General features: G+C 70.7%; 27 protein-coding genes. 12 read left to right on the forward strand and 15 right to left on the reverse strand.

Features of this window, described 5'->3' with window-relative positions; all coding sequences use genetic code 11:
* Positions 1-158 precede the first annotated feature (158 nt).
* From ACLJQF_RS01575 to ACLJQF_RS01585, 3 genes are read left to right on the forward strand one after another with little or no spacing between them, the layout of a single operon-like run.
* Entirely contained in the window at positions 159-479 is a 321-nt protein-coding gene (locus ACLJQF_RS01575) for a bifunctional 3-phenylpropionate/cinnamic acid dioxygenase ferredoxin subunit (RefSeq protein ID WP_410606373.1), read from the forward strand.
* Positions 476-1,624 carry an NAD(P)/FAD-dependent oxidoreductase gene (locus tag ACLJQF_RS01580; protein WP_410606374.1) on the forward strand — a complete coding sequence of 383 codons (1,149 nt, stop codon included), beginning with the start codon at positions 476-478 and terminating at the stop codon, positions 1,622-1,624. Before ACLJQF_RS01575 ends, ACLJQF_RS01580 begins: the two co-directional genes overlap by 4 nt.
* Positions 1,625-1,635: 11 nt before the next feature.
* A complete protein-coding gene (locus ACLJQF_RS01585) occupies positions 1,636-2,130 on the forward strand; it encodes a putative immunity protein (protein WP_410606375.1) in 495 nt (164 codons plus the stop codon).
* A gap of 140 nt (positions 2,131-2,270) precedes the next feature.
* On the opposite strand, the gene ACLJQF_RS01590 is transcribed toward ACLJQF_RS01585, so the two are convergent.
* The 5 genes from ACLJQF_RS01590 to pdhA form a co-directional block, all read right to left on the reverse strand.
* On the reverse strand, positions 2,271-3,251 hold the full coding sequence (locus tag ACLJQF_RS01590; RefSeq protein ID WP_410606376.1) for a hypothetical protein: 981 nt from the start codon (positions 3,249-3,251) through the stop codon (positions 2,271-2,273).
* Positions 3,248-3,796: a hypothetical protein gene (locus ACLJQF_RS01595; RefSeq protein WP_410606377.1), complete on the reverse strand. Its 549-nt coding sequence runs from the start codon at positions 3,794-3,796 to the stop codon at positions 3,248-3,250. Before ACLJQF_RS01595 ends, ACLJQF_RS01590 begins: the two co-directional genes overlap by 4 nt.
* An 85-nt stretch (positions 3,797-3,881) precedes the next feature.
* On the reverse strand, positions 3,882-5,066 hold the full coding sequence (locus ACLJQF_RS01600) for a dihydrolipoamide acetyltransferase family protein (RefSeq protein WP_410606378.1): 1,185 nt from the start codon (positions 5,064-5,066) through the stop codon (positions 3,882-3,884).
* A complete protein-coding gene (locus tag ACLJQF_RS01605) occupies positions 5,059-6,054 on the reverse strand; it encodes an alpha-ketoacid dehydrogenase subunit beta (RefSeq protein ID WP_410606379.1) in 996 nt (331 codons plus the stop codon). The genes ACLJQF_RS01600 and ACLJQF_RS01605 overlap by 8 nt, the downstream gene beginning before the upstream one ends.
* A complete protein-coding gene (gene pdhA, locus ACLJQF_RS01610) occupies positions 6,054-7,130 on the reverse strand; it encodes a pyruvate dehydrogenase (acetyl-transferring) E1 component subunit alpha (protein WP_410606380.1) in 1,077 nt (358 codons plus the stop codon). Before pdhA ends, ACLJQF_RS01605 begins: the two co-directional genes overlap by 1 nt.
* A 134-nt stretch (positions 7,131-7,264) precedes the next feature.
* Between pdhA and ACLJQF_RS01615 the strand changes: the two genes are divergently transcribed.
* Positions 7,265-7,741 carry an Lrp/AsnC family transcriptional regulator gene (locus ACLJQF_RS01615; protein WP_410606808.1) on the forward strand — a complete coding sequence of 159 codons (477 nt, stop codon included), beginning with the start codon at positions 7,265-7,267 and terminating at the stop codon, positions 7,739-7,741.
* A 7-nt stretch (positions 7,742-7,748) separates the two neighbouring features.
* On the opposite strand, the gene ACLJQF_RS01620 is transcribed toward ACLJQF_RS01615, so the two are convergent.
* Positions 7,749-8,189 carry a pentapeptide repeat-containing protein gene (locus ACLJQF_RS01620; RefSeq protein WP_410606381.1) on the reverse strand — a complete coding sequence of 147 codons (441 nt, stop codon included), beginning with the start codon at positions 8,187-8,189 and terminating at the stop codon, positions 7,749-7,751.
* Positions 8,190-8,247: 58 nt separating this feature from the next.
* Between ACLJQF_RS01620 and ACLJQF_RS01625 the strand changes: the two genes are divergently transcribed.
* On the forward strand, positions 8,248-9,039 hold the full coding sequence (locus tag ACLJQF_RS01625; RefSeq protein WP_410606382.1) for a hypothetical protein: 792 nt from the start codon (positions 8,248-8,250) through the stop codon (positions 9,037-9,039).
* Here ACLJQF_RS01625 and ACLJQF_RS01630 read toward each other — a convergent pair.
* On the reverse strand, positions 9,036-9,446 hold the full coding sequence (locus ACLJQF_RS01630; RefSeq protein WP_410606383.1) for a GNAT family N-acetyltransferase: 411 nt from the start codon (positions 9,444-9,446) through the stop codon (positions 9,036-9,038). The genes ACLJQF_RS01625 and ACLJQF_RS01630 overlap by 4 nt on opposite strands.
* Positions 9,447-9,696: 250 nt before the next feature.
* Here ACLJQF_RS01630 and ACLJQF_RS01635 point away from each other — a divergent pair, with 250 nt between their 5' ends.
* The 4 genes from ACLJQF_RS01635 to ACLJQF_RS01650 all read left to right on the forward strand — a co-directional run bounded on the left by ACLJQF_RS01635 (position 9,697) and on the right by ACLJQF_RS01650 (position 16,484).
* Complete coding sequence (locus ACLJQF_RS01635) at positions 9,697-12,288, forward strand: glycoside hydrolase family 3 protein (RefSeq protein ID WP_410606809.1); 2,592 nt, start codon at positions 9,697-9,699, stop codon at positions 12,286-12,288.
* Between the two features lie 294 nt (positions 12,289-12,582).
* Positions 12,583-13,797: an FAD-dependent oxidoreductase gene (locus tag ACLJQF_RS01640; protein ID WP_410606384.1), complete on the forward strand. Its 1,215-nt coding sequence runs from the start codon at positions 12,583-12,585 to the stop codon at positions 13,795-13,797.
* A 142-nt stretch (positions 13,798-13,939) separates the two neighbouring features.
* Positions 13,940-14,635, forward strand: coding sequence for a response regulator transcription factor (locus tag ACLJQF_RS01645; protein ID WP_410606385.1), 696 nt, complete (start codon positions 13,940-13,942; stop codon positions 14,633-14,635).
* The gene (locus tag ACLJQF_RS01650) at positions 14,625-16,484 is read left to right on the forward strand and encodes a sensor histidine kinase (RefSeq protein WP_410606386.1); all 1,860 of its coding nucleotides are present in this window, start codon (positions 14,625-14,627) and stop codon (positions 16,482-16,484) included. Before ACLJQF_RS01645 ends, ACLJQF_RS01650 begins: the two co-directional genes overlap by 11 nt.
* 119 nt (positions 16,485-16,603) lie before the next feature.
* On the opposite strand, the gene ACLJQF_RS01655 is transcribed toward ACLJQF_RS01650, so the two are convergent.
* The 5 genes from ACLJQF_RS01655 to ACLJQF_RS01675 all read right to left on the reverse strand — a co-directional run bounded on the left by ACLJQF_RS01655 (position 16,604) and on the right by ACLJQF_RS01675 (position 20,877).
* Positions 16,604-17,755, reverse strand: a complete 1,152-nt coding sequence (locus tag ACLJQF_RS01655; RefSeq protein ID WP_410606387.1) for a 4-hydroxybenzoate 3-monooxygenase — start codon at positions 17,753-17,755, stop codon at positions 16,604-16,606.
* A 73-nt stretch (positions 17,756-17,828) separates the two neighbouring features.
* The gene (locus ACLJQF_RS01660; protein ID WP_410606388.1) at positions 17,829-18,584 is read right to left on the reverse strand and encodes an IclR family transcriptional regulator; all 756 of its coding nucleotides are present in this window, start codon (positions 18,582-18,584) and stop codon (positions 17,829-17,831) included.
* A gap of 45 nt (positions 18,585-18,629) precedes the next feature.
* Positions 18,630-19,148, reverse strand: coding sequence for a hypothetical protein (locus ACLJQF_RS01665; protein WP_410606389.1), 519 nt, complete (start codon positions 19,146-19,148; stop codon positions 18,630-18,632).
* On the reverse strand, positions 19,084-20,076 hold the full coding sequence (locus ACLJQF_RS01670) for a fibronectin type III domain-containing protein (RefSeq protein ID WP_410606390.1): 993 nt from the start codon (positions 20,074-20,076) through the stop codon (positions 19,084-19,086). The genes ACLJQF_RS01665 and ACLJQF_RS01670 overlap by 65 nt, the downstream gene beginning before the upstream one ends.
* Positions 20,077-20,292: 216 nt before the next feature.
* Positions 20,293-20,877: an AAA family ATPase gene (locus tag ACLJQF_RS01675; protein ID WP_410606391.1), complete on the reverse strand. Its 585-nt coding sequence runs from the start codon at positions 20,875-20,877 to the stop codon at positions 20,293-20,295.
* Between the two features lie 271 nt (positions 20,878-21,148).
* Here ACLJQF_RS01675 and ACLJQF_RS01680 point away from each other — a divergent pair, with 271 nt between their 5' ends.
* The gene (locus tag ACLJQF_RS01680) at positions 21,149-21,571 is read left to right on the forward strand and encodes a hypothetical protein (protein WP_410606392.1); all 423 of its coding nucleotides are present in this window, start codon (positions 21,149-21,151) and stop codon (positions 21,569-21,571) included.
* Here the strand turns inward: ACLJQF_RS01680 and ACLJQF_RS01685 are convergent.
* The 3 genes from ACLJQF_RS01685 to ACLJQF_RS01695 form a co-directional block, all read right to left on the reverse strand.
* On the reverse strand, positions 21,549-23,279 hold the full coding sequence (locus ACLJQF_RS01685) for a serine/threonine-protein kinase (RefSeq protein ID WP_410606393.1): 1,731 nt from the start codon (positions 23,277-23,279) through the stop codon (positions 21,549-21,551). The two genes, ACLJQF_RS01680 and ACLJQF_RS01685, sit on opposite strands and share 23 nt — an antisense overlap.
* The gene (locus ACLJQF_RS01690; protein ID WP_410606394.1) at positions 23,276-24,064 is read right to left on the reverse strand and encodes a hypothetical protein; all 789 of its coding nucleotides are present in this window, start codon (positions 24,062-24,064) and stop codon (positions 23,276-23,278) included. The genes ACLJQF_RS01685 and ACLJQF_RS01690 overlap by 4 nt, the downstream gene beginning before the upstream one ends.
* Positions 24,065-24,319: 255 nt before the next feature.
* The gene (locus ACLJQF_RS01695; protein WP_410606395.1) at positions 24,320-24,808 is read right to left on the reverse strand and encodes a hypothetical protein; all 489 of its coding nucleotides are present in this window, start codon (positions 24,806-24,808) and stop codon (positions 24,320-24,322) included.
* Here ACLJQF_RS01695 and ACLJQF_RS01700 point away from each other — a divergent pair.
* Together ACLJQF_RS01700 and ACLJQF_RS01705 are read left to right on the forward strand one after the other, a co-directional pair.
* Complete coding sequence (locus ACLJQF_RS01700) at positions 24,795-25,031, forward strand: hypothetical protein (RefSeq protein WP_410606396.1); 237 nt, start codon at positions 24,795-24,797, stop codon at positions 25,029-25,031. The two genes, ACLJQF_RS01695 and ACLJQF_RS01700, sit on opposite strands and share 14 nt — an antisense overlap.
* A gap of 77 nt (positions 25,032-25,108) precedes the next feature.
* Positions 25,109-25,885 (forward strand): ArsR/SmtB family transcription factor, encoded by a 777-nt coding sequence (locus ACLJQF_RS01705; RefSeq protein WP_410606397.1) that lies wholly within the window; start codon positions 25,109-25,111, stop codon positions 25,883-25,885.
* Positions 25,886-26,034: the final 149 nt, after the last annotated feature.

Consider the following 26,034-nt stretch of genomic DNA (forward strand, 5'->3'; position numbering starts at 1 on the left):
TGAAAGTGACGGCCCGGGCCTTCGGCGTGCCTGGGTACCCGTTACCAGGTAACGAAAACTACCGGGGCGTACCCCCTTGACGACGCTCTTCGCGGGACTCAGACTTTGTTGCGGATCACAGTTGATGTTCCCCTATGCGCAACAGTCTCGGAGGACCCATGATTCGCGCGTGCACGGTGGACGAGCTGCCCCCCGGTGAGTCCGTCCGGATCCCCGGACCGCCCGCCATCGCGGTGTTCCACACCGAGCAGGGCGAGCTGTACGCCATCGGCGACACGTGCACCCACCAGGACGCCTCCCTGGCCGACGGCTGGCTCGAAGGCTGTTTCGTCGAGTGTCCGCTGCACGCGGCGCTGTTCGACCTGCGCACGGGCATGCCGACCTGCCTGCCGGCGAAGGACCCGGTACCCACGTACGCCGTAGTCGTCGACGAAGGGGTCATCTACGTCCAGGGCGTGGCCGACGAGGACGCCGCGTGAGGCGCATCGCGGTCGTCGGCGCGTCGCTCGCCGGGGTCCGCGCGGCGCAGGAGCTGCGCGCGCAGGGGTACGACGGCGGGATCGTGCTGATCGGGGACGAGGCCCACCTGCCCTACGACCGGCCGCCGCTGTCGAAGGGCTTTCTCGCCGGGACGGCGTCGCGGGAGTCGCTGGACCTGCTCGACACCGGCGACCTGGCGTCACTGGCCCTGGACTTCCGGCTCGGCGTCCGGGCGACGGCGCTGGAACCGGCCGACCGGCGCGTGCTGCTGTCGGACGGCACGTCGGTGCACGCGGACGGCGTCGTGATCGCCACCGGCGGCCGGGCTCGCACGTTGCCGGGCTTCGAGGGCGCCTTCGTGTTGCGGACAGTCGACGACGCGCTCGCGTTGCGCGCCGCGTTGGTCCCCGGGGCCCGCGTGGTCGTCGTCGGGGCCGGGTTCATCGGGGCCGAGGTGGCCTCGACCTGTCGTTCGCTGGGCCTCGACGTGGTCGTTTTGGAGGCTTTGGCCGCGCCGCTGGAACCGGTGCTGGGCCCTTCGCTGGCCGCGGTCTGCGCCCGGCTGCACCTCGACCACGGCACGGACCTGCGCTGCGGCGTCCAGGTGACGGGCCTTTCCCCGGAGGGCGTCTCGCTGGCGTCCGGTTCGGTTGTCCCGGCCGACGTGGTCGTGACGGGCGTCGGGATGACCCCGGCGACCGAGTGGCTGGCGGGCTCGGGTTTGAAGGTCGGCAACGGCGTCCACACGGACGCGGGGCTGGTGACTTCGCTGCCTCAGGTGGTCGCGGTCGGCGACGTGGCCCGCTACGGCGGACGGCGGCACGAGCACTGGACGAACGCGTCGGAGCAGGCGCCGGTGGCGGTGGCCAACCTCCTGGCCGGGCACACCACCCGCACGTACTCGCCCAGCGGATACGTCTGGTCGGACCAGTATTCGGGGAGGTTGCAGCTGGCCGGGCACCCCCGCCCGGACGACACGCTTTCGTTCGTGGACGGCGACCCTTCGTCGGCTTCGTTCGTGGCGACGTTCTCCCGCGACGGCGTGACGGTCGGGGTCTTCGCGCTGAACAACGCGAAGCTGTTCAACCGCCTGCGCCGCCAGGCCCTGCGCCGCCCGGAGTTTCAACCGGCGGTTCAAGGATAACCTTCAGGGGCATGGAGCTGACTCTGGACGAGCTGCGGGCGTTGACGGGCTGGGCCGCGGCCTGCGCCGAGCGGGTGTTGCCCCTGATCCCGGACGACCCCCGCCCGGCCGCGGCGATCACCGCGGCGCGGGAGTTCGCCTCGGGCGGCCCGCGCACCAAGGTCCTGCGCACGGCGGCGTGGGCAGCGCTGGCGGCGGCCGGCGAGACTTCCGCCCCAGCCGCCTCCGCCGCCGCCCGCGCAGCGGTCGGCGCGGCAGGAGCCGCCTACCTGCACCCGTTGGAGTCGCCGCACCAGGTGAAGCACATCGTCGGCCCGGCTCAGCAGGCAGCGTTGGCCCGCGAACTGGCCGGCGGCTCCGCGGAAACGGAGATCGAGTGGGCCCTCACCCAGGCCCCACCCGAAGTCCGCACCCTCCTGCACCGCTTCCCACCGGGCAAACCGGGCAAAACCCGCCTCGGCGACCTTCACCGCAGGCTGGAGTCCGCCCTCCGCACTGGTGCGTGAAGGGGCATCACCCGTGTCTGCAGAGGCATCTCGCGTGATTGCAGGGTCATCTCGCGTGATTGCAGGGTCATCTCGCGTGATTGGAAGGTCATCTCGCGTGATTGGAAGGGCATCACGCGTGATGCCCGGCGGATCACGGGCTACAGCGAGAGGTCGTCGAGGTCCGACTCGAGGCGGGCTCGCCAGGTCCAGCGGCGTTCCGTCGTGTCCGCGCCCTCGCCGGACGGCGGGCCCAGCGGCAGCGTCGGGTCCGTCACCCCGAACGTCACCCGGTAGGCCAGCACCGACGCGGCCGTCCGGATCCACGCGTCACCCGACGTGCCGGCCGGCGGCGCCACCCCCAGTGCGTGGCCGAACCAGGTCGGCAGCAGCGCGTTCGAGCCCAGCGCGTCCGTGATCCGGGTCCGGAGGCGAACCTGCAGGTCGTGCCACGCGCGCTCGGCCCGCTCCAGCTGCGGGACCACCCGCGCCTCGACCGCGTCCGCCTCGCGCAGGGCCAGCCGAGCCTGGTCCGCCGCCGAGACGGCCGCCGGGATCTCCTCGTCCAGCAACGTCCGGCGTCGCGTCGACAACGCCCGCAACGACGACTCCGCGTCCCCTCGGGCCCGGGACGCCCGGTCCGTCGACGCCAGGACGCGCACCACCTCCAGCAGGTCGCCGTCGCACCGGGACAACGCCGACCGCACCGAGTCCAGGTGCGCGATCTCCTCCTCGTACCGCGCGCGCTGCTCCTTCGTGACCAGTTCCTTGTGCAGGTCGTCCCAGCGCGCCGCCTCCGCCGCGAGCGCCCGGGTCTCCGGGCCGACGTCGTCGAGGTTCACCTGCGGGACCCCGTCGGACACGCGGACCGCCCGCTCCAGGGCCTGGACCTGCTGCTGCAGCCGGTCCAGCCGTCGGCCGAGCAGGTCGAGGCGGTCCTCCTGGCGGGTCGCGCCGCCGGTTTCGAGCCGCTCGGTCAGGTCGGCGACGTCCTGACCCAAGCTGTCATCGGCCTCGCGGAGCGCGTCGACCGCCGCGAACAGCTCGTCGAGGTCGCGGCGGGTCGGGTCGGGGGCGTCCGGGTAGTCGTACTCCTGCGTGAACTCCGGGTCGTCGCCGTAGGTCGCGTAGCCGTGGCTCATGGGGTCCGGCTTTCCCGCCACAGCAGCGCGATCGTGCCCGCGACGCCCAGCGCCGTCAGGATCGTGAGGACGACGGCCGCGGACCACGGGAGCAAGGCGCCGGCCAGCACCAACGCCGTCACGCTGCCCGCCCACGCCGCCCGCGTCCGTTCGCGGATCACCGCCCCCGCCCGGCGAACCGGCGCGAAGCCGATCCACAGCCCCGCCCCGAACAGCGGCACCAAGGCCAGCAGCCACCCCGGCGAAAGCACTTCGAACAGCACCAGCGCCGCGGCGGCCAGCGGCACCAGCACCGGCGCGGCCGCGAACCAGACGACCGCGCGCTGCGTCGCCGCGTGCCGGGACTCGAGTTCGGCGTCGGCGAGCCGCCGCCGGGCTTCGTCGAACGCCAGCTCGGCGTCGAGCAGCCGGTGGGCCGTCGCCACGAGCTCGTCCATCGCCTCGACGTCTCCGGGCGGGGTCGCGAGCCCGTCCCGCAGGTCCTGCTTGAGCCGGGCGACGCGCCCCTCCGCCAGGTCGCGGTCGTGCTGGGCCGGTGTCGTCACGCGACCACTTTAAGTGCCACCACCGTCACCATCGGCCAACGCGGCCGGTGAGTCGTCAGAGCTCGTCAGAGCTCGTCAGAGCTCGTCAAAGGTCCCCGAGGGCGGTGACCGGCGACTCCACGCAGTCGGCGACGAACCGCAGGAACCCGCCCGCCGTGCCGCCGTCGCAGACGCGGTGGTCGAAGGCCAGCGTCAGCTCGCAGATCTTCCGCGCCACCAGGGCGCCGTCGACGACCCACGGCCGGTCGATGATCCGGCCGATGCCGAGGATGGCCGCCTCGGGGTGGTTGATGATCGCAGCCGAGCCGTCGACGCCGAAGACGCCGTAGTTGTTGACCGTGAAGGTGCCACCGGTGAGGTCGGCGGGCGCGAGCTTGCCCTCCCGCGCGGTGCGGGCGCGGTCGCCGATCGCCGCCGACAGGTCCCGCGTGGACAGCGCCCCGGCGTCGCGCACCACCGGCACGACCAGCCCGCGGTCGGTCTGCGCGGCGAACCCGAGGTGGATTTCGTCCAGCACCACGATCTCGTCGCCCTCGACGCGCGAGTTCAGCTCCGGGAACTTGCGCAGCCCCGCGACGGTGAACCGCGCGATCAGCCCGAGCAGGCTGACCGGCCGGTCCGTCTTGGCGTTCAGCGCGGCCCGCGCGGCGACCAGCCCGGTCGCGTCGACGTCCACCCAGACCGTGGCCTCGGGGATCTCGCGCCGGGACGTCGCCAGCTTGTCGGCGACGGCCTTGCGCACGCCGGTCAGCGGGATGCGCTTGCCCTTCGCGACGGGCTTCTTCAGCGCCGCCTCGACGTCGGCGCGGCGGATGATGCCGTCCGGACCGCCGGGGGTGAGCTTCGCGAGGTCGATCCCGTTGTCCGCGGCCAGCTTCCGGACGAACGGCGAGATCACTCCGGGCGTCGGCTTCGGCCGCGCGGGCGCGGTGGCGCTCACCGGCCGCCGCGCGCGCTTGCGCCGGGTCGTCTGCGCGGTGCCGTAGCCGATGAGGACGTTGCCGCTGCCGGAAGAAGTCGTCACCCCCGGCTCGGCGAACCCGCCGACGCTCAGCAGCGGCGCGCCGACCGGCAGCAGCTGGCCCGGTTCGCCGTGCAGCGCGGACACCACGCCGGCGAACGGCACCGGCACCTCGACAGCCGCCTTCGCCGTCTCGACCTCGACGACGATCTGGTCGACGCCGACGGTGTCGCCGACCTTGACCCGCCAGTCCACGATCGCCGCCTCGGTCAGGCCTTCGCCGAGGTCCGGCAGCAGGAAGTCAGGCACCGGCCACCACCGGCGTGTCGGCCCACTGCAGGCGCGCGATCGTGTCGAGGATCCGGTCGACGTCCGGCAGCTGGTGGCGCTCGAGCTTCGGCGCCGGGTACGGGATGTCGAGCCCGGTGACCCGCAGGACGGGTGCGTGGAGCTGGTGGAAGCACTGTTCGGTGACGCGCGCGACGACCTCGGCGCCGTACCCGCCGAAGCCGGCGGCCTCGTGCACGACGACCGCGCGCCCGGTGCGGCGCACGGAAGCCGTCACGGTCTCGTCGTCGAACGGCGCCAGCGAGCGCAGGTCGACGACCTCGATGTCCCAGCCCTCGGCCTTCGCCGCTTCGGCGGTTTCCATGGCGGTGGCGACCATCGGGCCGTACGCGATGAGCGTGACGTCCTTGCCGTGCCGCCGGACCACGGCCTGGTCCATGGCCGGGCCGCTGCGCGTGAAACTGACTTCTTCACTCGACCAGTAGCGGCACTTCGGTTCGAGGAAGATGACCGGGTCGGGCGACTCGATGGCGTCGCGGAGCAGGTCGTAGGCGTCCTGCGCGGTGCCCGGCGTGACGACGCGCAGGCCCGGCGTGTGCGTGTAGTAGGCCTCGCTGGAGTCGCAGTGGTGCTCGACGCCGCCGATGCCGCCGGCGTAGGGCACCCGGATGACCATCGGCATTTCCAGCGCGCCGCGGGTCCGGTTGCGCAGCTTCGCCACGTGCGAGGTGATCTGCTCGAACGCCGGGTAGGCGAAGGCGTCGAACTGCATCTCGACGACCGGCCGGAACCCGCCCATCGCCATCCCGACGGCGAACCCGACGATGCCGGATTCCGCCAGCGGGGTGTCGAAGCAGCGGTCCTCGCCGAAGTCGGCGGTGATGCCGTCGGTGACGCGGAAGACGCCGCCGAGCGTGCCGACGTCCTCGCCGAACACGAGGACCCGGTCGTCGTCCTTGAGGGCGTCCCGCAGGGCCGCGTTGAGGGCCTGCGCCATGGTGGTCGTCATCAGGCCTCCAGTTCGGCTTCGAGCGTGGCGCGCTGGGCTTCCAGCTGGCGGGTCGGTACGGCGTAGACGTGGTCGAACAGGGACAGCGGGTCGAGCTCGGGCTCGGCGTTCAAGGTGTCGCGGACGGACTGGGCGAACACCTCGGCGTCGGCCGCGAACCGCTCGATTTCGCTGTCACTCAGGCTTTTCCGGCTCTTCAGGTAGGTCTCGAGCCGCTTGAGCGGGTCGGCCTCGCGCCACTTCGCGACTTCTTCGGCGTCGCGGTAGCGGGTGGCGTCGTCGGCGTTGGTGTGGGCGTCGATGCGGTAGGTGTGGGCCTCGACGAGGACCGGCCCCTTGCCTTCGCGCGCGTGCCGCACCGCGTCGTCGAGGACGGCCAGGACGGCGACGGCGTCGTTGCCGTCGACCTGCTCCGAACGCATGCCGTAGCCGATGCCCTTGTACGCCAGCGCGGCGGCGGCGCTCTGCTTCTCGAACGGCACCGAGATGGCGAAGCGGTTGTTCTGCACGAAGAACACGACGGGCGCCTTGAAGACGGCGGCGAAGTTGAGCGCCTCGTGGAAGTCGCCTTCGCTGGTGGCGCCGTCCCCGATGAGGGCGAGCGCGACGCCGTCTTCGCCACGTCGCTGCATCGCGTGCGCCAGCCCGACGGCGTGCAGAGTCTGCGTGGCGAGCGGAGTGCACTGCGGCGCCACGCGCGTCTCGACCGGGTTGTAGCCGCAGTGCGCGTCGCCGCGAAGGAGCGTCAGCACTTCGCCGGGTTCGAGGCCGCGGGCGACGAGGGCGACGGAGTCGCGGTAGGTCGGGAAGAGCCAGTCCTGGGCTTCCACGGCGAGGGCCGCGGCGACCTGGCAGGCCTCCTGGCCCGCGCTGGAGGGGTAGACGGCGAGGCGGCCCTGCTTGGTGAGCGCGGTCGCCTGCACGTCGAACCGGCGGCCGAGGACCATCAGCCGATAGGCCTCCTTGAGCCGTTCACCCGTGGGTTCGCCGTACCCGCCGTGCTCGCCGGCCCGGCTCCCGTCTTCGGCGACGAACCGCACGGGAGCAGCGGACGGCAGCAGGGTTTTCGCAGCCATGACGCGCACCACCTCTCCCAGACATATGATGCTGAAATGGTGGTTCTCGGCGGCGTTGTGTTCAAGGGTTGGCGAAAATGAGCGACAAACGGCCTTCTTCGACGGTTTCTGATGACCAAACGTCCACACGTGTCCTGGCTCACGGGGGTCTCACGGGACGAACGGTCCCGGCCCTGGACGACGTCGACCGGGCGATGCTGGCGGAACTGTCCGCGGACGGCCGCCTGGCGGTACGCGCGCTGGCGGAGCGCCTGCACATTTCGCGGACGAACGCGTACGCGCGGCTGGAGCGGCTGATGGCGGAGGGGGTGATCACGGGCTTCGGCGCCCGGATCGACCCGCGCCGGGCGGGCCTGGGCACGTCGGCGTACATCATGGTGACGGTGGAGCAGACGTCCTGGCGCACGATGGCGACGGACCTGCACGAGATCCCGTACGTCGACCACGTGGCGTTGGTCGGCGGCGACTTCGACATCCTGCTGCTGGTCCGGACGCCGGACAACTCGACGCTGCGGGACGTGGTGCTGGAGCGGCTGCAGGCGCTGGAAGGGGTGCGGTCGACGCGGACGTGGCTGATCTTCGAGGAGCTACCGGGCTCAGTCCTGAACTGAGGCGCGCTCAGTCGAAGTCGTCGTAGTCGGGCCGCTGCGTCCACTCCGGCGGCGTGTACGGGACACCGTCCAGCGTGCAGCCGACGAATCGGACGTCCTCACTCAACGTAACGCCCTTGAAATCGGTGTTCCCGCTGAACTCGACGTTGAGGAACCACCCGTCCCTGGCGAAGGTCACCTCGACGAACCGGGCATCACGCCCGAAGTCGACCCCGGGCAGGTACGCCGCGTCGGCGAAGCTCGCGCGCGCGAAATCGGCACGGCCCGCGAACGCAGCCTCGCTGAAGATGACCTTGCCCGCGAACTTCGTCTTCTCGAACCGCGCATCCCCCTGGAACCGGGCGCAGCGAAACACCGTCGCTCCGAAGAATCCCGCCTCGTCGAACCTCGCGTCGGCGAGGAACGTGACATCGTCGAACCGTGTGCTGTCCGAGAACTCGGCCTCCACGAACCAGGCTTCGCCCTCGAAAACCGCAGCGTCGAACCTCGTGCTGCCTCGGAACTTGATGCCCAGCAGCGAAGTCTGCCCGAGGAATCTGGCGCGCGCGAAGTTCGCGTTCCGCAGCGAACAGTCGTGGAACTTCAGGTCGATCAGTACGGCGCCGCCGAGGTCGAGATCGAGATCCGCCCAGAACCGCGCCCGGTCGCCCCCCCTCCTGCGCCAGGTGATCGGTGAGGATCTGCTGCGCGGTCATCCGCACTTCCCGTTCTTCCCGGCAGGCGCGATCGGGTTTCTCGTCGGCGTCCTCGACCGGAGGCTCGTACGGCATGCGCAGGTAAGCGCAGATCACGTTCACGATGGTCTGCCGGTGAGCAGGATTGTCCTGCGCCAGCCGCTCAAGCGCGTAGAGACCGGCCAACCGGACCGGCGCCTTTTCCGCGCCGAGTTGCTCGACCGCCTTGAGGTAGAGGTCGCTGATACGCCTCTCCGCGGCGTCGTGGCGGGCATCTTCGTTGGCTTGCTCGCGCAGGAGCAGGTCGTGGCGTTTCGTGGCGGCCTCCTGCTCGGCCGTTTGCTGCCGCCGCGCAGCAAGCAGCAACGCGATGAACCCACCCGCACCGAGGACGATCGTGCCGACGGTCCGCACGCTGTCCAGCCGCGCCTTGTCCGCATCGGTCCCTTCGCCGTACAGCGACAGCAACAGCCAGCACGTCGCCGCGGCGACGACGATCAGCACGACCGCCGTAGCAGCGATCGTCCGGTTCGAGAGCAGCCGGTTTCCCCCATGACCATCCGCCATCTTTCCAGGATCCCAGTCTTCGCGTCCCGCCCCGGAAGTTCACCCGGCCGGCCCTAGCCGAACGTCCAGCTCAAGACCGTCTGCCCCTCCTCGGTGCCCCCGCCGGCCGCGCGGTAGGTCGCCTTCGCCGGGGCGTTGTCCCCCTCCGTGACGACCCACATGCCATAACATCCGCGCTCGCGAGCCAGTCCCGCGAGCGCCGTTACCAACGACCGGCCGATGCCCTGCCCGCGGAAGCCGTCGTCGACGCCCAGTTCGTACAGGAACATCTCCGTGCCCTTGTCCGGATGGGTCATCTCGACCCCGGTCACCATGCCCGCCGGCACTTCGTCCACATACGCGACCAGCAGGTGGTGGCCTTCGGCAGCGAGGAAGCGCTCGGCGGCGTCCGGGCGCGGGGGATCGTCGAACAGGTGCCCGGCCGCCAGGAGCGGATCCAGCGAGACGACACGGCGGATGTCCATGGGGCAAAACCCTTGCCCGTCAGTGCCCTTGACCGCAACAGCATTACGGGTTAAGAGTGGCTCCGCCACCGAGCGACTCTTAGTTTATGTCGAGAATTAACAGGCCCTCCAAACAATCGAAACCCTTGACTGCCTCCCCGTCGCCCGGTGAGGATCGGCCGGTCCGCCGTTCATCGCAGAATGGACCAGACCCATGGCCAGTAGATCCCGCGCGTGGTCTCGTGCGCGCCGAAGTTCGCTCGTCACGCTGATGAGCCTGAGCCTGCTGGGCGGGATCGCCCAGGCGACGCCGGCCCAAGCCGACACCCCCGCTCAGCCCGTCATCGGCCAGCCCGCCAAGGACAAGGACGGCTGCGCCCGGATCGAGAAGAGCCTGCCGACCCTCGCGGACTGGCCGAAGGTCGACAGCCGGTTCAAGGGGAAGGCCGGCGACGAGCAGCGGATCGCCGAAATCCTCAAGGGCATGACCCTGGAGGAAAAAGTCGGGCAGATGACGCAGCCCGAGATCGCCGCCATCACCCCCGACGAGGTCCGCCAGTACGCCATCGGCTCGGTCCTCAACGGCGGTGGCTCGTGGCCGGGCGGGAAGAAGTACGCCACCCAGCAGGACTGGCTGAACCTCGCCGACTCCTATTGGGACGCCTCGAAGACCAGCCGCACGAAGGTCCCCGTCATCTGGGGCATCGACGCCGTGCACGGCAACAACAACGTCTACGGCGCCACCGTCTTCCCGCACAACATCGGCCTCGGCGCCGCGCACGACCCGTGCCTGGTCCGCGACGTAGCCGGCGCCACCGCCCGGCAGATCCGCGCCACCGGCCAGGACTGGGCCTTCTCGCCCACCCTCGCCGTCGTCCAGGACGACCGCTGGGGCCGCACCTACGAAGGCTTCTCCGAGGACCCGCGCATCACGCGCTCCTACGGCTTCGAGGCCATCAACGGCCTCCAGGACGGCGCCACCAAGCGCATCGGCTACAACGGCGTGATCGCCACCGCCAAGCACTTCATCGGCGACGGCGGCACGATCAACGGCCAGGACCAGGGCGTCAACCCCTCGTCCGAAGCGGACATGATCAACATCCACGGCCAGGGCTACTACGGCGCGCTCGCCGCCGGCTCGCAGACCGTGATGGTGTCGTTCAACAGCTGGACCAACGCCGACCTCGGCATCACCGAGGGCAAGCTGCACGGCAGCGACAAGGCGCTGAACCAGATCCTCAAGGGCAAGATCGGCTTCGACGGCCTGGTCGTGTCCGACTGGAACGGCATCGGCCAGGTCACCGGCTGCACGAACTCCTCGTGCCCGCAGGCGATCAACGCCGGCATCGACATCGTGATGGTGCCGAACGACTGGAAGGCGTTCATCACCAACACCGTCGCCCAGGTGCAGAACGGCCAGATCCCGATGGCGCGGATCGACGACGCCGTCACCCGCATCCTGCGCGTCAAGCTGCGTGACGGCCTGTTCGAGTCGCAGAAGCCGTCCGACCGCTCCTACGCCAACTCCGACGAGGCGCTGAAGGACAACTGGCTGGCCCGCGACGCCGTCCGCGAATCGCAGACGCTGCTGAAGAACAACGGCAACGTGCTGCCGCTCAAGCCGGCGTCGAAGGTGCTAGTGGTCGGCAAGAGCGCCGACAACATCGCGAACCAGACCGGCGGCTGGACGCTCAGCTGGCAGGGCACCGGCAACACCAACGCCGACTTCCCGAACGCGACGTCGATCCTGACCGGCATCAAGCAGAACCTCGGCGACGCCAACGTCACCTTTGACGCCACCGGCACCGTCGACCCGAAGGGCTTCGACGCGGTCATCGCGGTCATCGGCGAGACGCCGTACGCCGAGGGCGTCGGCGACCTGACCCGCAAGTCGCTCGAAGCGGCGCGGCTCTACCCCGAAGACCTGGCCGTGCTGGACAAGGTCAGCGGCAAGGGCACCCCGGTCGTCACCGTCTACGTCGGCGGCCGCCCGCTGTACATGAACAAGGAGATCAACCGCTCCGACGCGTTCGTGGCGGCCTGGCTGCCCGGCACCGAGGGCGGCGGCGTCGCGGACATGCTGGTCAAGGGCAAGGACGGCACCGGCTACCAGGGCACGCTGAGCTACTCGTGGCCGAAGAGCGCGTGCCAGTCGCCGCTCAACCCGTGGTCGCCGGGCTACGACCCGCTGTTCAAGCTCGGCTACGGCCTCAAGTCCGGGCAGCGCGTCACGGTCGGGCAGCTGGACGAGACCTCCGGGCCGGCGTCCTGCACGTCGACCGGTGGCGGCGGGACCGCGACCGAGGACCTGGCGATCTTCGACCGCACCGACGTGCCGCCGTACACCAGCCAGATCGGCTCGGCGGAGAACTGGGGCGGCACGGTGATCGGCCCGGACGGCACGGCGGCGCACAGCGAGATCAACGTCGTCCCGACGGACGTCAACGTGCAGGGCGACGGCCTGAAGGCGACCTGGACGGGCGCCGGCGCGGCCCAGCTCTACATGCAGAACACGGCGGGCACCAACGATCTGCGCGGCTACCTCAACGCCGACGCGGCCCTGGAGTTCGACACGACCGTGCAGCAGGCACCGGCCAACCGGACGGTGATCAGCATGCACTGCGTCTACCCGTGCTTCTCCGAGGTGAACGCGACGAAGCTGTTCACCGACCTGGCGGGCGGCCCGAAGACGACGGTGAAGATCCCGGTGTCCTGCTTCGACAACGGGCTGGACTTCGAGCACATCAACACGCCGTTCCTGGTGTACACGGACGGGACGTTCCAGGCTTCGTTCGCGAACGTGCGGTGGGTGCCGAAGGGCGCGAAGGATCCTGATGCGAGAACCTGTTCGAGTTTGACCTGACGGCGACCGGGCCGGGAGCGGAATCCGCTCCCGGCCCGGTTCATTTCTGGCCGCAAATCACAACGCCCAGTGCTGACCAGAAGTCAGCGCGCTTGTCAACAAATGTAGTCAGAGCGGATCCTCACACGGCACACTGTGCGGATCAGTGGCTTAGAATGGAGCCACACACGAAACTGCATCCCGGTCGGTAGTCCGGGTCGCTGCCCGGTGGCAAGTTCCCCGGCCGCGCAACCTCCCTGCTTGACGGTGGGGCCCCGGTGTGTTCCGAGTACACGACTATGCACTGGGAGCACTGTGTCCAAGACACGTATCGTCATCGCCGGCGCCGGGCCGGCCGGCTTGACTCTGGCCCACTACCTGCACCGTCACGATTTTCAGGTGGCCGTCTACGAGCGCGACAACGGCTTGTCGGCACGCGAGGCCGGGTACCGCGTGCACATCAATTCGACCGGAACCTCTGCCTTGCACGCTGCCTTGGAACCGCGGTTGTGGGAGTTGTTCCTGGCGACCTGCGGCATGCCCGACGATGACATGCTGCTCGTCGACGAACAGCTCAACCTGCGCCCGCCCCGCGACAAGGCCGCGTCCACGGGCACCGGAGTGCCCACCGAGATCCCCGAACACCTCGCGGTGTGCCGTTCCACTCTGCGGCGAATCCTCTTCCTCGGCCTCGAAGAGGTCGTGCACTTCGGCGCGAAGGTCACCGGCTACCGGAGCAACCCGGACTCGACGGTCACCGTGCTGCTGGAGGACGGTGGCACGGCTGAAGCCGATGTACTCATCGCCGCGGACGGCATCAACTCCGCCGTGCGAGCCCAGCGGCTGCCGCAGGTCCGGGTCGCCGACCTCGGTGCCCGATCGATCGCCGCCAAAATCCCGCTCACCGAAGAGAGCAAGGCAAAGCTTCCGGCTCAGCTGTACAACGCGTTCTCCATGGCCTACGACAGCGACTACACCGGCCTCACCCTGGGGCCCCTGGAACGCACCGACCCGCACTCGCCTCTGGTCGCCCGGCAGGGCCCGGAATTCCAGCAGGAAGCCCGGGAAAACTATGCGCTGAGCATCTTCAACTCGACGGTGGGACACATGCTCCCCGACGCCGACCTGTTCAGCGCCGGCCCGGACAAGCTGAAAGCCTACGTGCTGCAACGGCTGGCCACCTGGCACCCGGCCCTGGTGGAGATCGTCCGGCTCTGGGACACCGCGACCGTGCAAGCCCTCGCCGTCCGCAGCTGTGTGCCGATCGCCGCGTGGGAACCGTCGAAGGTGACCGTCATGGGTGACGCCATCCACGCGATGAGCCCGGCGCTCGGCATCGGCGCCAACACCGCACTGCGAGACGCCCACGTCCTCGGCAACCACCTGCTGGCCGCGGCCGACGGCCACACGACGCCGCTGGACGCGATCGCCGCCTACGAGCAATCGATGCGCGAGTACGCCTACCACGCGCTGCGGAAGTCGGCGTTCGTCGGTCAAAAGGTGGTCGGCCACAGCCCGCTGCCCGAGTAGTCCGAGCGGTGGTCCAGCCCGCACTTCGGGGTCGCGGGCGGCCGCCTGACCGCCGCTTTCACGTGAAAGCGGCGGTCCCCAAGGTATGAAGATCCGGTCAGGATGCGGTGCCGACGGTGTCAGGACGCCTACCCTCGACGCCGTGTGCGCACGTGTACTGGTCGCGGAGGACGACGAGAAGCAGGCCGAGGTCCTCCGGCTCTACCTCGAAAGCGAAGGCCACACCGTGGTGCTGGCCCCGGACGGCCGGGCGGCGCTCGACGAGGCCCGGCGCGACCGGCCCGACCTGCTGGTCCTCGACGTGATGATGCCGAAGGTCGACGGCCTCGACGTCTGCCGGATCCTGCGGCGGGAGTCCGACGTCGCCGTGCTGATGCTGACCGCTCGCGCCACCGAGGACGACCTGCTGCTCGGTCTCGACCTCGGCGCCGACGACTACCTGACCAAGCCGTACAGCCCGCGCGAGCTGATGGCCCGGGTCCGGACGCTGCTGCGGCGCACCGCCGGCCGCCGCGAGCCGCCCGACACCGCGTTGCGCGCCGGCGGGCTGCGGCTCGACCCGGTGCGGCACGAGGTGTCGGTCGGCGGCCGCCCGGTCGAGACGACGCCGGGCGAGTTCCAGCTGCTGGAGACGCTGATCCGGCAGCCGGGCCGGGTGTTCACCCGCCGCCAGCTGCTCGAACTCACCCGCGGCGACGACCGGTTCGTCAGCACCCGGATCATCGACGTCCACGTGCTCAACCTGCGCAAGAAGCTCGAACCCGATCCGCAGAAGCCCGTCTACCTGCGGACCGTCTTCGGCGTCGGCTACAAGCTCACCCCCGAAGATGGGGCGTAGCTTCCCGAGACGGCACTTCCCGAGACGGCGCAGTCTCGTCGTCCGGCTCACCGCCGTCTCGCTGCTCATCGCGCTCGCCTCCATCACGGCGACCGCGTGGCTCGCCGTGCAGACCACCACCCGAGCGATCCAGCAGGAGCAGGGCCAGGCCCTCTCCGGCGACGCGACGATCTACACCGAGCTGCTCGGCTTCGCCGCGGCGAACCACACCTGGGACCAGGTCGGCCCCCGGCTGCGGGCGCTGTCGGAGCAGACCGGCCGCCGGGTCGTGCTGACCACCCTCGACCGGCGCGTGCTCGGCGACTCCGGCGGCGCGCCGGTCACCCTGCCGGTCAAGGCGACCGCGTCGGTCGATCCGCTGCACGTCGACCCGGTGCTGCTGCCCGAGGCCGGGACGAGCGGCATCGACCCGCGCGCGGCGGGCCCGTTCAAGCTGCCGCCGCCGGAGCGCGAGAATCTCACCGCGCTGGCCAGGAAGGCCGCCGCCTGCCTCGCCTCGCTCGGCCTGCCCGGCCAGGTGCGCGACTCGCCGAGCGGGCGTCCGCTGCTCACCGGGATCGACCCGCTGTCCGCCCGCTACTACGCGGGCAAGTGCCTGCTCTTCGAGCTGGCCGAAGCGACGCCGACCGAGCAGGCCGCGCTCACCAGCCTGAACGAGGCCGTCAACCGCTGCCTGCAGAGCCAGGGCGGTGAGGAGGTGAAACTGGGCCTCGACCTGGAAGCCCTCGGTGTCAGCGACCAGCGGCCGCTGCTGGGCTGCCTCGACGCGGCCCGGCGCGAGCAGCTCGCGCCGTACGTCGCGCCGCCCGCGTTGCTGTTCACCCTCGGCCCGGGCGGCTCGCCGCTGCCGACGTTCACGCTGTCGCGGGAGAACCTCACCCGGATCCTCGCGGTGACCGGCGGCGTGCTGGTGCTGGCCGTCGCGCTGACCGCGCTCGTCGCACGCCGGTTGTCCCGCCCCCTGCGGGCCCTGACCGAGGCCGCGCAGCAGGACCGGCCGGCGCCGGTGAAGTCCCGCGACGAGGTCGGCTACCTCGCCGCCGCGTTCAACGACCTCACGGCGCGGCGCGAACGCATCGAGGAGCAGCGGAAGGCGATGGTCAGCGACATCGCCCACGAGCTGCGCAACCCGCTCAACGTCATCCGCGGCCGGCTGGAGGCCGCCGAAGACGGGCACCTGCCGTTCGACCGGGCCCTGAGCGCGTCACTGCTCGAAGAGACCGTGCTGCTGCAGCACATCGTCGACGACCTGCAGGACCTCGCGGCGGCCGACGCGGGGCAGTTGCGCCTGCACCCGGAGCGCCTCGACGCGGCGGAGCTGGCCGGCCACGTCGCCGCGGCGCTCGCCGACCGCGCCGCCGCGGCCGGGGTCACGCTCGCCGTGGACGCCACCGGCGACGGCGCGCTGGAGGCGGACCCGGTGCGGCTGCGCCAGGTCGTCGGCAACCTGGTGACGAACGCGATCCGGCACACGCCGGCCGGCGGCCGGACGACGATCCGCGTCTCGTCCACTGTGGACGAGGTGACGCTCGCCGTGGCGGACACCGGAACCGGCATCGCCGCCGAGGACCTGCCCCACGTTTTCGACCGGTTCTGGCGGGCCGAGAAGTCCCGCAGCCGCCAGACCGGCGGCAGCGGGCTCGGCCTCGCCATCGTGCGCCACCTCGTGCAGGCCCACGGGGGCACGGTCACCGTCGAGTCCGAAGTGGACGCCGGATCGACGTTCACCGTCCGGCTGCCGAAGCCGGATCGCCGTGGTGAGGACACCGCAGCGCAGGACGTGCAGCCGCCGGGCCCCGTCGCGGAGGAAGGTGACGCCCGTGCGCAAAGGGGCATCACACGTGATTGAAGGGGCATCTCGCGTGATCAGAGGGGCATCACGCTGATGCCCGCCCAATCACACGTGATGCCCGCTCAATCACGCGTGATGCCCCTCCAGACACGCGTGATGCCCCTTCCGTCACACGGTTACAGGGGCAGGCCGGCGTAGTTTTCGGCGAGTTCGGTCTTCGCGGCGGTCGACGTCACCGTGCGGTGGAGCTGGGAGAGCTGGAGCTGGGCGTCGAAGTCGTCGCCGTGGCGGTGCAGCATCGACGTCATCCACCACGAGAAGTGCGTGCAGCGCCAGACGCGTCGCAACGCCGTCTCCGAATACGCGTCGACGAGCCGGTCGTCGCCGCCGAACGACGCCGTCAGCGCCCGGGACAGCAGCGCGACGTCCGCCACCGCGAGGTTCAGGCCCTTCGCCCCGGTCGGCGGCACGATGTGCGCCGCGTCCCCGGCCAGGTAAAGGTTCCCGTGCCGCATCGGGGTCGTCACGAAGCTCCGCATCGGGAGCACGCTCTTCTCCGTGATCGTCCCGGTTTCCAGCGTCCACCCCGCGACGCCGAGCCGTTCGGACAGCGCCGTCCAGATCCGGTCGTCGCTCCACTCGGCGATGTCCTCGTCCGGCGTCACCTGCAGGTAGAACCGGCTCACCCGCGGCGAGCGCATGCTGTGCATCGCGAACCCGTCCGGGTGCCAGGCGTAGATCAGCTCGTCCGTCGACGGCGCGACGTCGGCCAGCACGCCCAGCCACGCGAACGGGTAAGCCCGCTCCCAGACCTGCGGCTCCGGAACCGACGCCCGGCTCGGCCCGTGGAAGCCGTCGCAGCCGACGACGACGTCCGCGTCGATCCGCCGGGCCGTACCCGAATCGTCCACAAAGGTCACCGACGGCTGCCCGGTGACGTCGTGCAGCGTGACGTCCGTGGCCGAGTAATAGGCCTGGCGGCCGGCCTTTTCCCGCGCGGCCATCAGGTCCTTGGTCACCTCGGTCTGCCCGTAGACCGTCACGGACCGGCCGATGAGGCCGGTGAAGTCGATGTGGTGCCGGTGCTCCGGCCACTGCAGGTGGATGCCGCGGTGTTCCATGCCCTCGACGTCGAGCCGGGCACCGAGGCCGACGTCCCGCAGGAGTTCCACCGTCCCCGCCTCGAGGATGCCGGCGCGGATGCGCGCCTGGACGTACTCCGGCGTCTGCCGTTCGAGCAGCACGGAGTCGATGCCTTCGAGCCCGAGCAGGTGGGACAGCAGCAGCCCGGCCGGGCCGGCGCCGACGATGACGACCTGGGTGCGCACGGCGAACGTCCTTTCCCGCGACAGAGCCCCGAGCATGGCCGGGCGACCCCGCCCACCACTACGGCATTCTCATTCAGTGAGAGGAATTCCCCATCGCCCGCGAGATCCCGCGCGCCGCGGCCCGCAGTGCCGGGATCTGCGTCCGCGCGGCCCGGTCGTTGGGCACGATCACCGACAGCGCCGCGACGACGTCCCCGCCCGGCCCCCGCAGCGGCACGGCGATCCCCGTGGTCTCTTCGTCGATGAAGCCGGCGCAGAACGCGTAGCCGTTCCGCCGGACGTCGGCGAGGAACCGGCGCAGCCGCGCGGGCTCGGTCAGCGTCGTGCGGCGGAAGGCCTCGAGCGGACCGGCCAGCACCCGTTCCTGCAGGTCGGCCGGTGCGTGGGCGAGCAGCACCAGCCCGGACGACGACGCGTGCAGCGGCAACCGACCGGCCACCCGCGTCACGTTGACGACCGCACCCGGCGCCGAGAGCCGCTCGACGAACAGCACCTCGCGGTCGTCGAGCACCGCGAGCTGGGTGTGGTGCCCGACGACGGCGTGCAGGTCCTCCATGAAGGGCATCGCCGCTTCGCGCAGCCCCAGCGTCGGCGAGGCGCGGGACGCCAGTTCCCACAGCCGGACGCCCACGCGGATCTTCCGGTCGGGGTCACGCCCCAGCCAGCCGTGCCCGACCAGCTCCTCGACCAGCCGCGACGCCGTCGCGACGTGCAGGTTCGCCCCCCGCGCGATATCGGTGACGCGCAATGCCGGCGCGTCCGGCCCGAACGTCTCGAAGATGCGGACCACGCGCGAGAGCACGGACTCGCCCAGCGCCGGTTTGGCCACGTCAGCAGTGTGCCCTACCCGGGCGGCGGGGCACACCACCGACGGTCACGGCAGGGCGTTCAGGAACGGCTCGTGGCTGTTCTGGAACTCCCAGCCGTAGTACTTGTCCCAGTTGATCGACCACGTCATCAGCCCGCGCAGGGCCGGCGACGTCCCGCCGCGCAGCGCGTACGAGCCGCAGCCACCGCCCTTGACCAGGCAGTTCACCGCTGTTTGGACGTCGGAGGGTGACGTGTAGCCGTTGCCCGCGCTGACGGCCGCGGGCAGGCCGATCGCGATCTGGTCCGGGCGCAGGCCGGGGAAGAACTGCCCGGTGTTCGCCACGCTGAAGCCGGCTTTGAGCATGTCGGTCATCGCGATGGGGAACTCGGGGCCGCCCATGGTGTGGTACTGGTTGTCGAGCCCCATGACCGGGCCGGAGTTGTAGTCCTGGACGTGCAGCACGGTGAGCGAGTCCCGCAGCGCGTGGATCACCGGCAGGTAGGCGCCGGTCCGCGCGTCACCGGCGCCCGAGCCGCCGTAGAACTGGTAGCCGACCTGCACGAAGAAGGTCTCCGGCGCCATCGTGAGCACGAACCCCGAGCCGTATTTGGCCTTGAGCGTCTTCAGCGCGGAGATCAGGTTGACGACGACGGGCGTGGTCGGGTTGCGGAAGTCGGTGTCCCCGGCGTTGAGCGACAGCGAGTGGCCTCAGCACCTTCTTGCCCTGCGCTTGGTTGGCCTTGATCGCGGCGACGAAGTCGGCGTCGCTCTCGACGTTCCGGCATTCGGCGACGGGGCACCGGGTGAACCGGATGTCCCCGGAGGTGACGGAGGTGGGCTCGCCGAAGGCGAGATCGATGATGTCCCAGGCGGCGGGCACGTCGGCCATCCGGACGTAGCCGGAGCCGTTGGCGAAGCCGGCGTGCAGGTAGCCGACGAGGGCGTGCTTGGGCAGGCCGGTGTCGACGCAGCCACTGGTGCTCGCCGAGACGGTCGCGCTCTTCGGCGACTCACCGGCACTGTTGTAGGCGGCGACGGAGTAACTGTGGGTGGTGCAGGCGGCGAGCCCGCTGACGGTGGCACTCGTTCCGGTGACGGTGGCGACGGCGGTGGCGCCTTCGTAGACGCGGTACCCGGTGACGCTGCCGGCGCTCGCACCCCAGCTCAGGGCGATGGAGTTGCCGGTGACCGCGGTTGTTTGCGGAGTGCCCGGGGCGGTGGGGGTGCCGGGGGTGTTGCCCCCGGGCCCGTCGAGGACGACGTCGTCGGCGTAGTAGGTACCGGCGCCGTACCAGCCGTGGAGGTAGAGCTGGGCGGAGGTCTGGTTGCCGCTGGTTGTAGGCGCCGGAGTTACCGGACCACGTCGAGGGTCCGCCGGTGATGCCGAGGTAGACGGGGTTCCCGCGCACCCAGGCGGAGACGGTGTAGGTGGTGTTGGGCTGAACGGAGACGGTCTGCGCGCACTGGGCGTAGTCGGCAGCCCCGGCCCCCAGCCTGTCGTGAGTGGCAATCAGGGTTCTGGCGAACGGTCTTTTGCCCACCCACGTTGTCGGTAGGGCCAACTCACCGCCCGGAACGGCCAACTCACGCACCGGAACGGCCAACTCGCCGGCGGTGTGGGTGAGTTGGCCGTTCCCGTTGGTGAGTTGGCCGCCGGGGGCTGCCTGGGTGCGTTCCCGGCCGGCGCAGACAGAGCCCCTCCCGGTCGTGAGTGGTAATTAGGGTTCTAACCCGAATTACCACTCACGACGGCCGCGGCAGACACCGCACGCGCCCCCACCAGCCGAGTCCGGGCTGCCCGCGGCCGATCGATCACCTGGACACTCCGCCACCCCACCGGCACCTGATCCGCCAGCAACTCCGCCCGCCACTTCCCCACCCGCCGCACGTGCCGCGCGAACGACCGCGCCCGCACCACTCGCCCCCGGCTGCGCTGCCCCGCCAGAGCGTCCGCCGCCGGCACGTCGAGGAACAGCAGCCGCACCGGCCGCCCGCTCACCGCCCCCACCAGCGCGAGCAGCGCCCGGGTCGACGCCCGCGTCGAAGGCTCGTGGACCACGATCGGGCCGTCCTCGCCGATCGCGCGTCCGACTATCCGCAGCCGGTGCCACGCGTGCACCAGCGGCCGGTACCAGCGGTACGGCAGCGCCGCCGGGACCATCGCCCCCAGCCTCTCGCGCACCTGGTCGGAGTCCAGCACCGGCAGCCCGGCGGCGGCGTGGCGGAGCATGGTCGTCTTGCCCGCTCCCGGCAACCCCGCCACGACGAGCAGGTCACGTCGGCCGAGCTCGATGACAGTGGGCTCGCTCATGCCCCGCCAACGTCCCAGCGAAGGTAATGGTTCCTTTACCTTAACCTCACGCACAGTGACGGACAACCATCCGTGCACCGAAGACCACCCGGCCGGAGCCCCGGTGGTCACCCGCGGTGCCCCGCGTCACCCCATCGCCTGAAAACCCATGCGCGACAAGGCATCCGACGCCGGAACCGCTTCGGGTGAAGATCGCCCGCAGCCCTTCCCGGCGCCCGGAAAATCCCTATCTTCTGAAAGGGACGCTCAGTGAGAACAGGGGAAACTCGTCATGACCCAGTCGCTGGAACTCCCGGTCCAGGAATTCTGTCTCGATTGGACGCTCACGGGCGACGAAGGCGCCCGGGTCGGGATCGCCCTCTCCGGACAGGTGTCCCTGCTGGACAACAACCGGTTCTACAAGATCGACGGCGTCGTCTACGTCACCGAGGGCGACGCCGACATCCGCGCGGTCGGCAACCCGCGGATCTCCGTGCGCCGCAACGGCGTCGAGAAGACCGGACGCCAGTGGGGCTGGGAAATGTGCTCGGCGCGCAAGAGCCTCGGCGCGCTGAACACGATGGAGGGCTACTTCGTCCGCACCGGGTATTGGGCGCCCGCCGACCGCGCCATCCAGCTGAGCCTGTGCGCCGAAAGCGGGTGGAGCCGGCGCAAGAGCTACAGCCCGCACGTCACCGTCCGGATGGTCGACTGACCACTGTGGACGCCCGGCGCCGCGCCGCCGCGACGACCAGCCCGGCCGCGACCGCGCCCGCCACCGCACACCCGGCCCCGAACCCCGGCGACGGCTCGTGCACCCGCAGCACCGACACGCACAGCCACACCGCCGTGCCGAACAGCAGGCCCAGCACGGGGCCGCCGACCGCCGCGCCCCGCCAGCGATGGCCGTTGCGGATCGTCCGCAGCCCCGATTCGAGGTAGGCGAGGGCGAACAACGCCAGGATGAGACTGCCCGCGCCCATGGCGCTGGCCAGCGGGTGCTGGCTGGTGAGCAGGGTGAACGTCTGCGTGGACGTACCAGTTCGTACATCGGCGGTGACGGCGCCCCCGACGATCCACCGGGCGATCGCCGGCAGGGTGAGTTCGGCGGTGAAGCCGTTGCCGTCGGGCTTCGCGTCGGCCGAGGCGGACCCCAGCGGAATCCCGGCGGCGGACAGGTCGAGCGTCACCGGGCCGGGATTGCCGGGACCCGTGAAGACCAGGGGCTTGCTGAGATCCACCTCGACGGGTGCCGAAACGGAGGCGCCCCCGAGTTTCACCGCGGCCGACGCCGGGTGCGGCAGCAGCGCGGGGTTGAGCAGCGCGAGCACGACGAGCACGATCGCGGCCGCCGCGGCGGCCAGGCGCAGCCAAAGGACCGCCGCCGACGACGAGGTGGCGGGCGGCTCCGGGTCCGGTGGCAGGCTCGGCGGCGGGCTGCTCGGCGCCCCCACCAGCGTGGCCCCGGGCCGCGCCACCGGCCTCGTCCTGGCCTCCGCCGGCGGCGCCGGTGCGGTCGCCGAATTCAGGCCCGCGATCATCCGGGGCGTCAGATGCAGCACGGGCACGCCGGACCGCTCCAGCCACCCCGGCCCGTACACCACGGACGCCGCCGCGGCGAGGTCCGCCGCGAACGACTCCGCCTCCCGGTAGCGCGCGTCCAGCTCGCGGGCCAGGCTGCGCATCACCACCACCGCGATCGGCGCCGGCACCCCCGCGATCGGCATCGGGTCGGTGAACATGTGCTGGCGCATCATGCTGATCGCGCCGCGGGTGTTGTCGAACGGCAGGCGGCCCGACAGCAGCTCGTAGAGCACGGTCCCCGCCGCGTACACGTCGGCCGCCGGGCTCAGCGCGTTGCCCATCGCCTGTTCGGGGGCGATGTACGCCGGTGTTCCCAGGATCTCGCCACCGTGCGTCACCAACGTGGCGCCCTCGCTGATCACCCGGGCGATGCCGAAGTCGGCCACCTTGACCACGCCCTGCAGGTTGAACAGCAGGTTCCGCGGCTTGACGTCGAGGTGCAGCACGCCCGCCCGGTGCGCCGCGTGCAGCCCGGCCAGCATCGCCAGCCCGATCGCGCACGCCTGCTCGCCGCTGACACCGCCGCCGTGGAAGCGGCTGTGCACCGTTCCGCCGTCGAGCCGCTCCATCACCAGCAGGTGCTCGCGGCCGGTGCGGACGTAGTCGTACACCGGGACGATGTGCGGGTGGTCCAGGCTGGCGAGCACCCGCGCCTCGCGGTCGAAGAGCTCGCTGCTCGCCGCGTGGTTCAGCACGTCCCACGGCAACTGCTTGATCGCGACGCTGCGGCCCAGCGTCCGGTGCACGCCGGCGAACACGACACCCATGCCGCCCTCGCCGATCGACGCCCCGATGTCGTACTGCGGCAGGGCGGCGACCAGTTCGGCCGGTGCGCTCATCGGGTGAATTCCTGCGTGGACGGGATCGGGAGCTGCACCGTGGCGTCACCCTGGGTCACCGCGGGCGGCGCCGGGTGCGGGGTCAGGTAGCCGAGCAGGAAGGCGATCGCCGCCGCCCCGAGCACCACCGGGATCTCGATCGCCGGCTCCGGCGGGACCAAGCGCAGCACCGACAGGCTGATCACCGCGACCAGGCCGGTGCCGAACCCGGCGGGCAGGAACCGCACGCCGCGGCGCCAGCGGTTGGGCGCCAGCCGGTGCCGGGCCAGCGCGAGCAGCGCGGTCAGCCAGGCGAGGACGGTCAGCACGAGCATCGCCAGGCCGAAGACGCCGTAGACCGACCAGAAGGAGCCGCGGACGTCGGCGACCGTCGTCGCCTCGCCGAGTGTCCCGCGCCCGGCGTCGAGCAACTCGACCGACGACGGCAGCAGCCCGGTCGCCTGCCCGGCCAGGTCGCCGAGGTCGAGGACGAAGGTCCGGGACACCGAGCCGCGGGCCGGCACCTCGAAGGGCGCGGTCGTGTCGTAGGCGAAGAACGTCAGCGCGAGCGCGACGCCCGAGAGCCGCACGCTGCGGACCTTCACCGGCGCGGTGCCGGGGTTGGTCGCCACGATCTTCAGCTCGACCTGGTTCGCCGGATCGATCGGGACCGTGGCGTCCTCGATCGGCCGCTGGTCGATCGACACCTCCAGCCGCAGCGACGCGGACTCCGCGGAGGCGGGCGGCGCGCCCAGCAGTACCGAGCACAAACCCAACGCAACCCCCGCCGCGATGACACGTCCCATTGGGCATCCCCTACTTGCATTATCGACTGGCCTGGAATGCTACAGCGAGCACACACCGGGGAGGGACGTCCCAATGCGATTCGTGGTTCGGCTGTTTTTCGGCGCCGTGGCCGGAACGTTGCTTCTGCTGACGGCGGCCGGCACCGCCAATGCACAATACACATCGTCGGTTGGTTTGAAACCGTCGAGCGGCCGGGCGGGGAGTTCCTTCACAATTTCCTGGAATTTCTACCCGTGCAAAGGGCCGGTCACCTTTTACTGGAACGGCACGCCGATGTGGTCGGCGGACGCGACCCTCACGCAGACGAGCGGCACCGTCGCGGCGGCCGTGCCGGCCGGTGCCCAGCCCGGCACGTACCCGGTCACCGGCACGTGCACCAACGCCCGCACCGGCGGCCCGCTTAGCGCGGGCAGCCGGTTCACCGTGACCGCCACCCCCACCACCACACCCCCGCCGCCGACCACCACCACGCCACCCCCGCCGGTGACCACGCGGTCGACCCGGCCGGGCACCACCACGACCCCGGCCACCCCGACCACCACCACCCCGCCGGCCACCACGAGCACGCCGCCGCCGACGACGACCACGCCGGTCACGCCCGGCACCCCCACGACGTCCAGCACCACGCCGAAGCCCGGCGAACTGGTGCTCGACCGGCCGAGCATCAAGCCCGGCGAGACGCTCTCAGCGTCCGGGCAGGGCTGCCGGCCGAGCCGGATGGTGACGCTGATGTCGGACGGCACCGAGGTCGGCACCGCCTACACCGACAGTTCCGGCGCCTTCACCGCGCCGGTCGAGTTCACCCGCATCGAGGCCGGGCGGCACACCGTGATCGCCGAGTGCGGCGTGCGGCTGACCGGCGCCGTCGACCAGGTCGTGACCCGCTCGTCCGGCGGGCAGACCGGCACGCTGGTCGTCCTCGTGTTCTTCGTCCTCGCGAGCATCACGGTGATCCGCTTCCGGTGAGCCCCGGTTGACATGCACCCGTCCGGCTGCCTAGCGTCAAAAGGCAGCCGGACGGCTGCATGTCTACGGAAGGCGCAATGGACGAGGTCTTCAAGGCGCTGGCCGACTCCAGCCGCCGTCAGCTACTGGACGCGCTCAACGTGCGCAACGGCCAGACCTTGCGCGAACTCTGCGCAGGGCTGGACATGGCCCGCCAGTCGGTGAGCAAGCACCTCGCCGTGCTCGAGGCGGCCGGGCTGATCACGACCACGTGGCGCGGCCGGGAGAAGCTGCACCACCTCGACGCCGCGCCGATCAACGCGATCGCCGAGCGCTGGATGACCCGCTACGACCGGCGGCGGGCCGGCGCACTGGCCGATCTCAAACGAGCACTGGAGTCCGCACCGATGAACGATTTCGCCTACACCACCTACATCGACACGACGCCGGAGAAACTCTGGCAAGCGCTTACCGATCCGGCCTTCACGAGCCGGTATTGGGGCGTCTCCTTCGAAACCGATTGGAAAAAGGGCTCGCCGATGACGTGGGCCGAGCGGGATGCAAAAACGATCGACCCCGAACAGGTCGTGCTCGAATCGGAACCACATCGACGGCTGTCATACACCTGGCACACTTTCACGGCGGATTGGGCGAAGGCCAACGGCATCGACGAGGAAACGCAGGCGAAACTGCAGCGAGAAAGCCGGAGCAAAGTCACGTTCACCATCGAGCCACACGGGGAAATGGTGAAGCTGACCGTGCTCCACGACGGTTTCGACCCCGGCAGCACGACGTTGGAGATGTGCAGCCAGGGCTGGCCCGCGCTGCTGTCCAGCCTGAAGACGCTGCTGGAGACCGGTTCCCCCTTGCGGTGACTCCGACCAAGCGGTCGAATTTCCCGAACCCGACAGATCTGGCACGCAGATACGTCTGATTCCTCCCCCTTTTGTGGGCGCCCGGCTGAAGTCCGGGTGAATTTCGCTCGTTCGACAGGATCCGATGCGGTTTTCCGGGCGTTAGGCTC

The organism is Amycolatopsis sp. lyj-109, from assembly GCF_046548995.1.
Taxonomy (GTDB): domain Bacteria; phylum Actinomycetota; class Actinomycetes; order Mycobacteriales; family Pseudonocardiaceae; genus Amycolatopsis.

What these genes read in the sequence shown, in the direction of transcription:
- pdhA (WP_410606380.1), bottom strand. Translation starts at nt 7,130, where the DNA reads ATGGCTGCGAAAACCCTGCTGCCGTCCGCTGCTCCCGTGCGGTTCGTC.
- ACLJQF_RS01700 (WP_410606396.1), top strand. Translation starts at nt 24,795, where the DNA reads ATGTCGGACGGCACCGAGGTCGGCACCGCCTACACCGACAGTTCCGGC.
- ACLJQF_RS01650 (WP_410606386.1), top strand. Translation starts at nt 14,625, where the DNA reads ATGGGGCGTAGCTTCCCGAGACGGCACTTCCCGAGACGGCGCAGTCTC.
- ACLJQF_RS01690 (WP_410606394.1), bottom strand. Translation starts at nt 24,064, where the DNA reads ATGGGACGTGTCATCGCGGCGGGGGTTGCGTTGGGTTTGTGCTCGGTA.
- ACLJQF_RS01635 (WP_410606809.1), top strand. Translation starts at nt 9,697, where the DNA reads ATGAGCCTGAGCCTGCTGGGCGGGATCGCCCAGGCGACGCCGGCCCAA.
- ACLJQF_RS01590 (WP_410606376.1), bottom strand. Translation starts at nt 3,251, where the DNA reads ATGAGCCACGGCTACGCGACCTACGGCGACGACCCGGAGTTCACGCAG.
- ACLJQF_RS01705 (WP_410606397.1), top strand. Translation starts at nt 25,109, where the DNA reads ATGGACGAGGTCTTCAAGGCGCTGGCCGACTCCAGCCGCCGTCAGCTA.
- ACLJQF_RS01625 (WP_410606382.1), top strand. Translation starts at nt 8,248, where the DNA reads ATGCCCAGCAGCGAAGTCTGCCCGAGGAATCTGGCGCGCGCGAAGTTC.
- ACLJQF_RS01665 (WP_410606389.1), bottom strand. Translation starts at nt 19,148, where the DNA reads ATGGCGCCGGAGACCTTCTTCGTGCAGGTCGGCTACCAGTTCTACGGC.
- ACLJQF_RS01630 (WP_410606383.1), bottom strand. Translation starts at nt 9,446, where the DNA reads ATGGACATCCGCCGTGTCGTCTCGCTGGATCCGCTCCTGGCGGCCGGG.
- ACLJQF_RS01680 (WP_410606392.1), top strand. Translation starts at nt 21,149, where the DNA reads ATGACCCAGTCGCTGGAACTCCCGGTCCAGGAATTCTGTCTCGATTGG.
- ACLJQF_RS01685 (WP_410606393.1), bottom strand. Translation starts at nt 23,279, where the DNA reads ATGAGCGCACCGGCCGAACTGGTCGCCGCCCTGCCGCAGTACGACATC.
- ACLJQF_RS01575 (WP_410606373.1), top strand. Translation starts at nt 159, where the DNA reads ATGATTCGCGCGTGCACGGTGGACGAGCTGCCCCCCGGTGAGTCCGTC.
- ACLJQF_RS01605 (WP_410606379.1), bottom strand. Translation starts at nt 6,054, where the DNA reads ATGACGACCACCATGGCGCAGGCCCTCAACGCGGCCCTGCGGGACGCC.
- ACLJQF_RS01675 (WP_410606391.1), bottom strand. Translation starts at nt 20,877, where the DNA reads ATGAGCGAGCCCACTGTCATCGAGCTCGGCCGACGTGACCTGCTCGTC.
- ACLJQF_RS01585 (WP_410606375.1), top strand. Translation starts at nt 1,636, where the DNA reads ATGGAGCTGACTCTGGACGAGCTGCGGGCGTTGACGGGCTGGGCCGCG.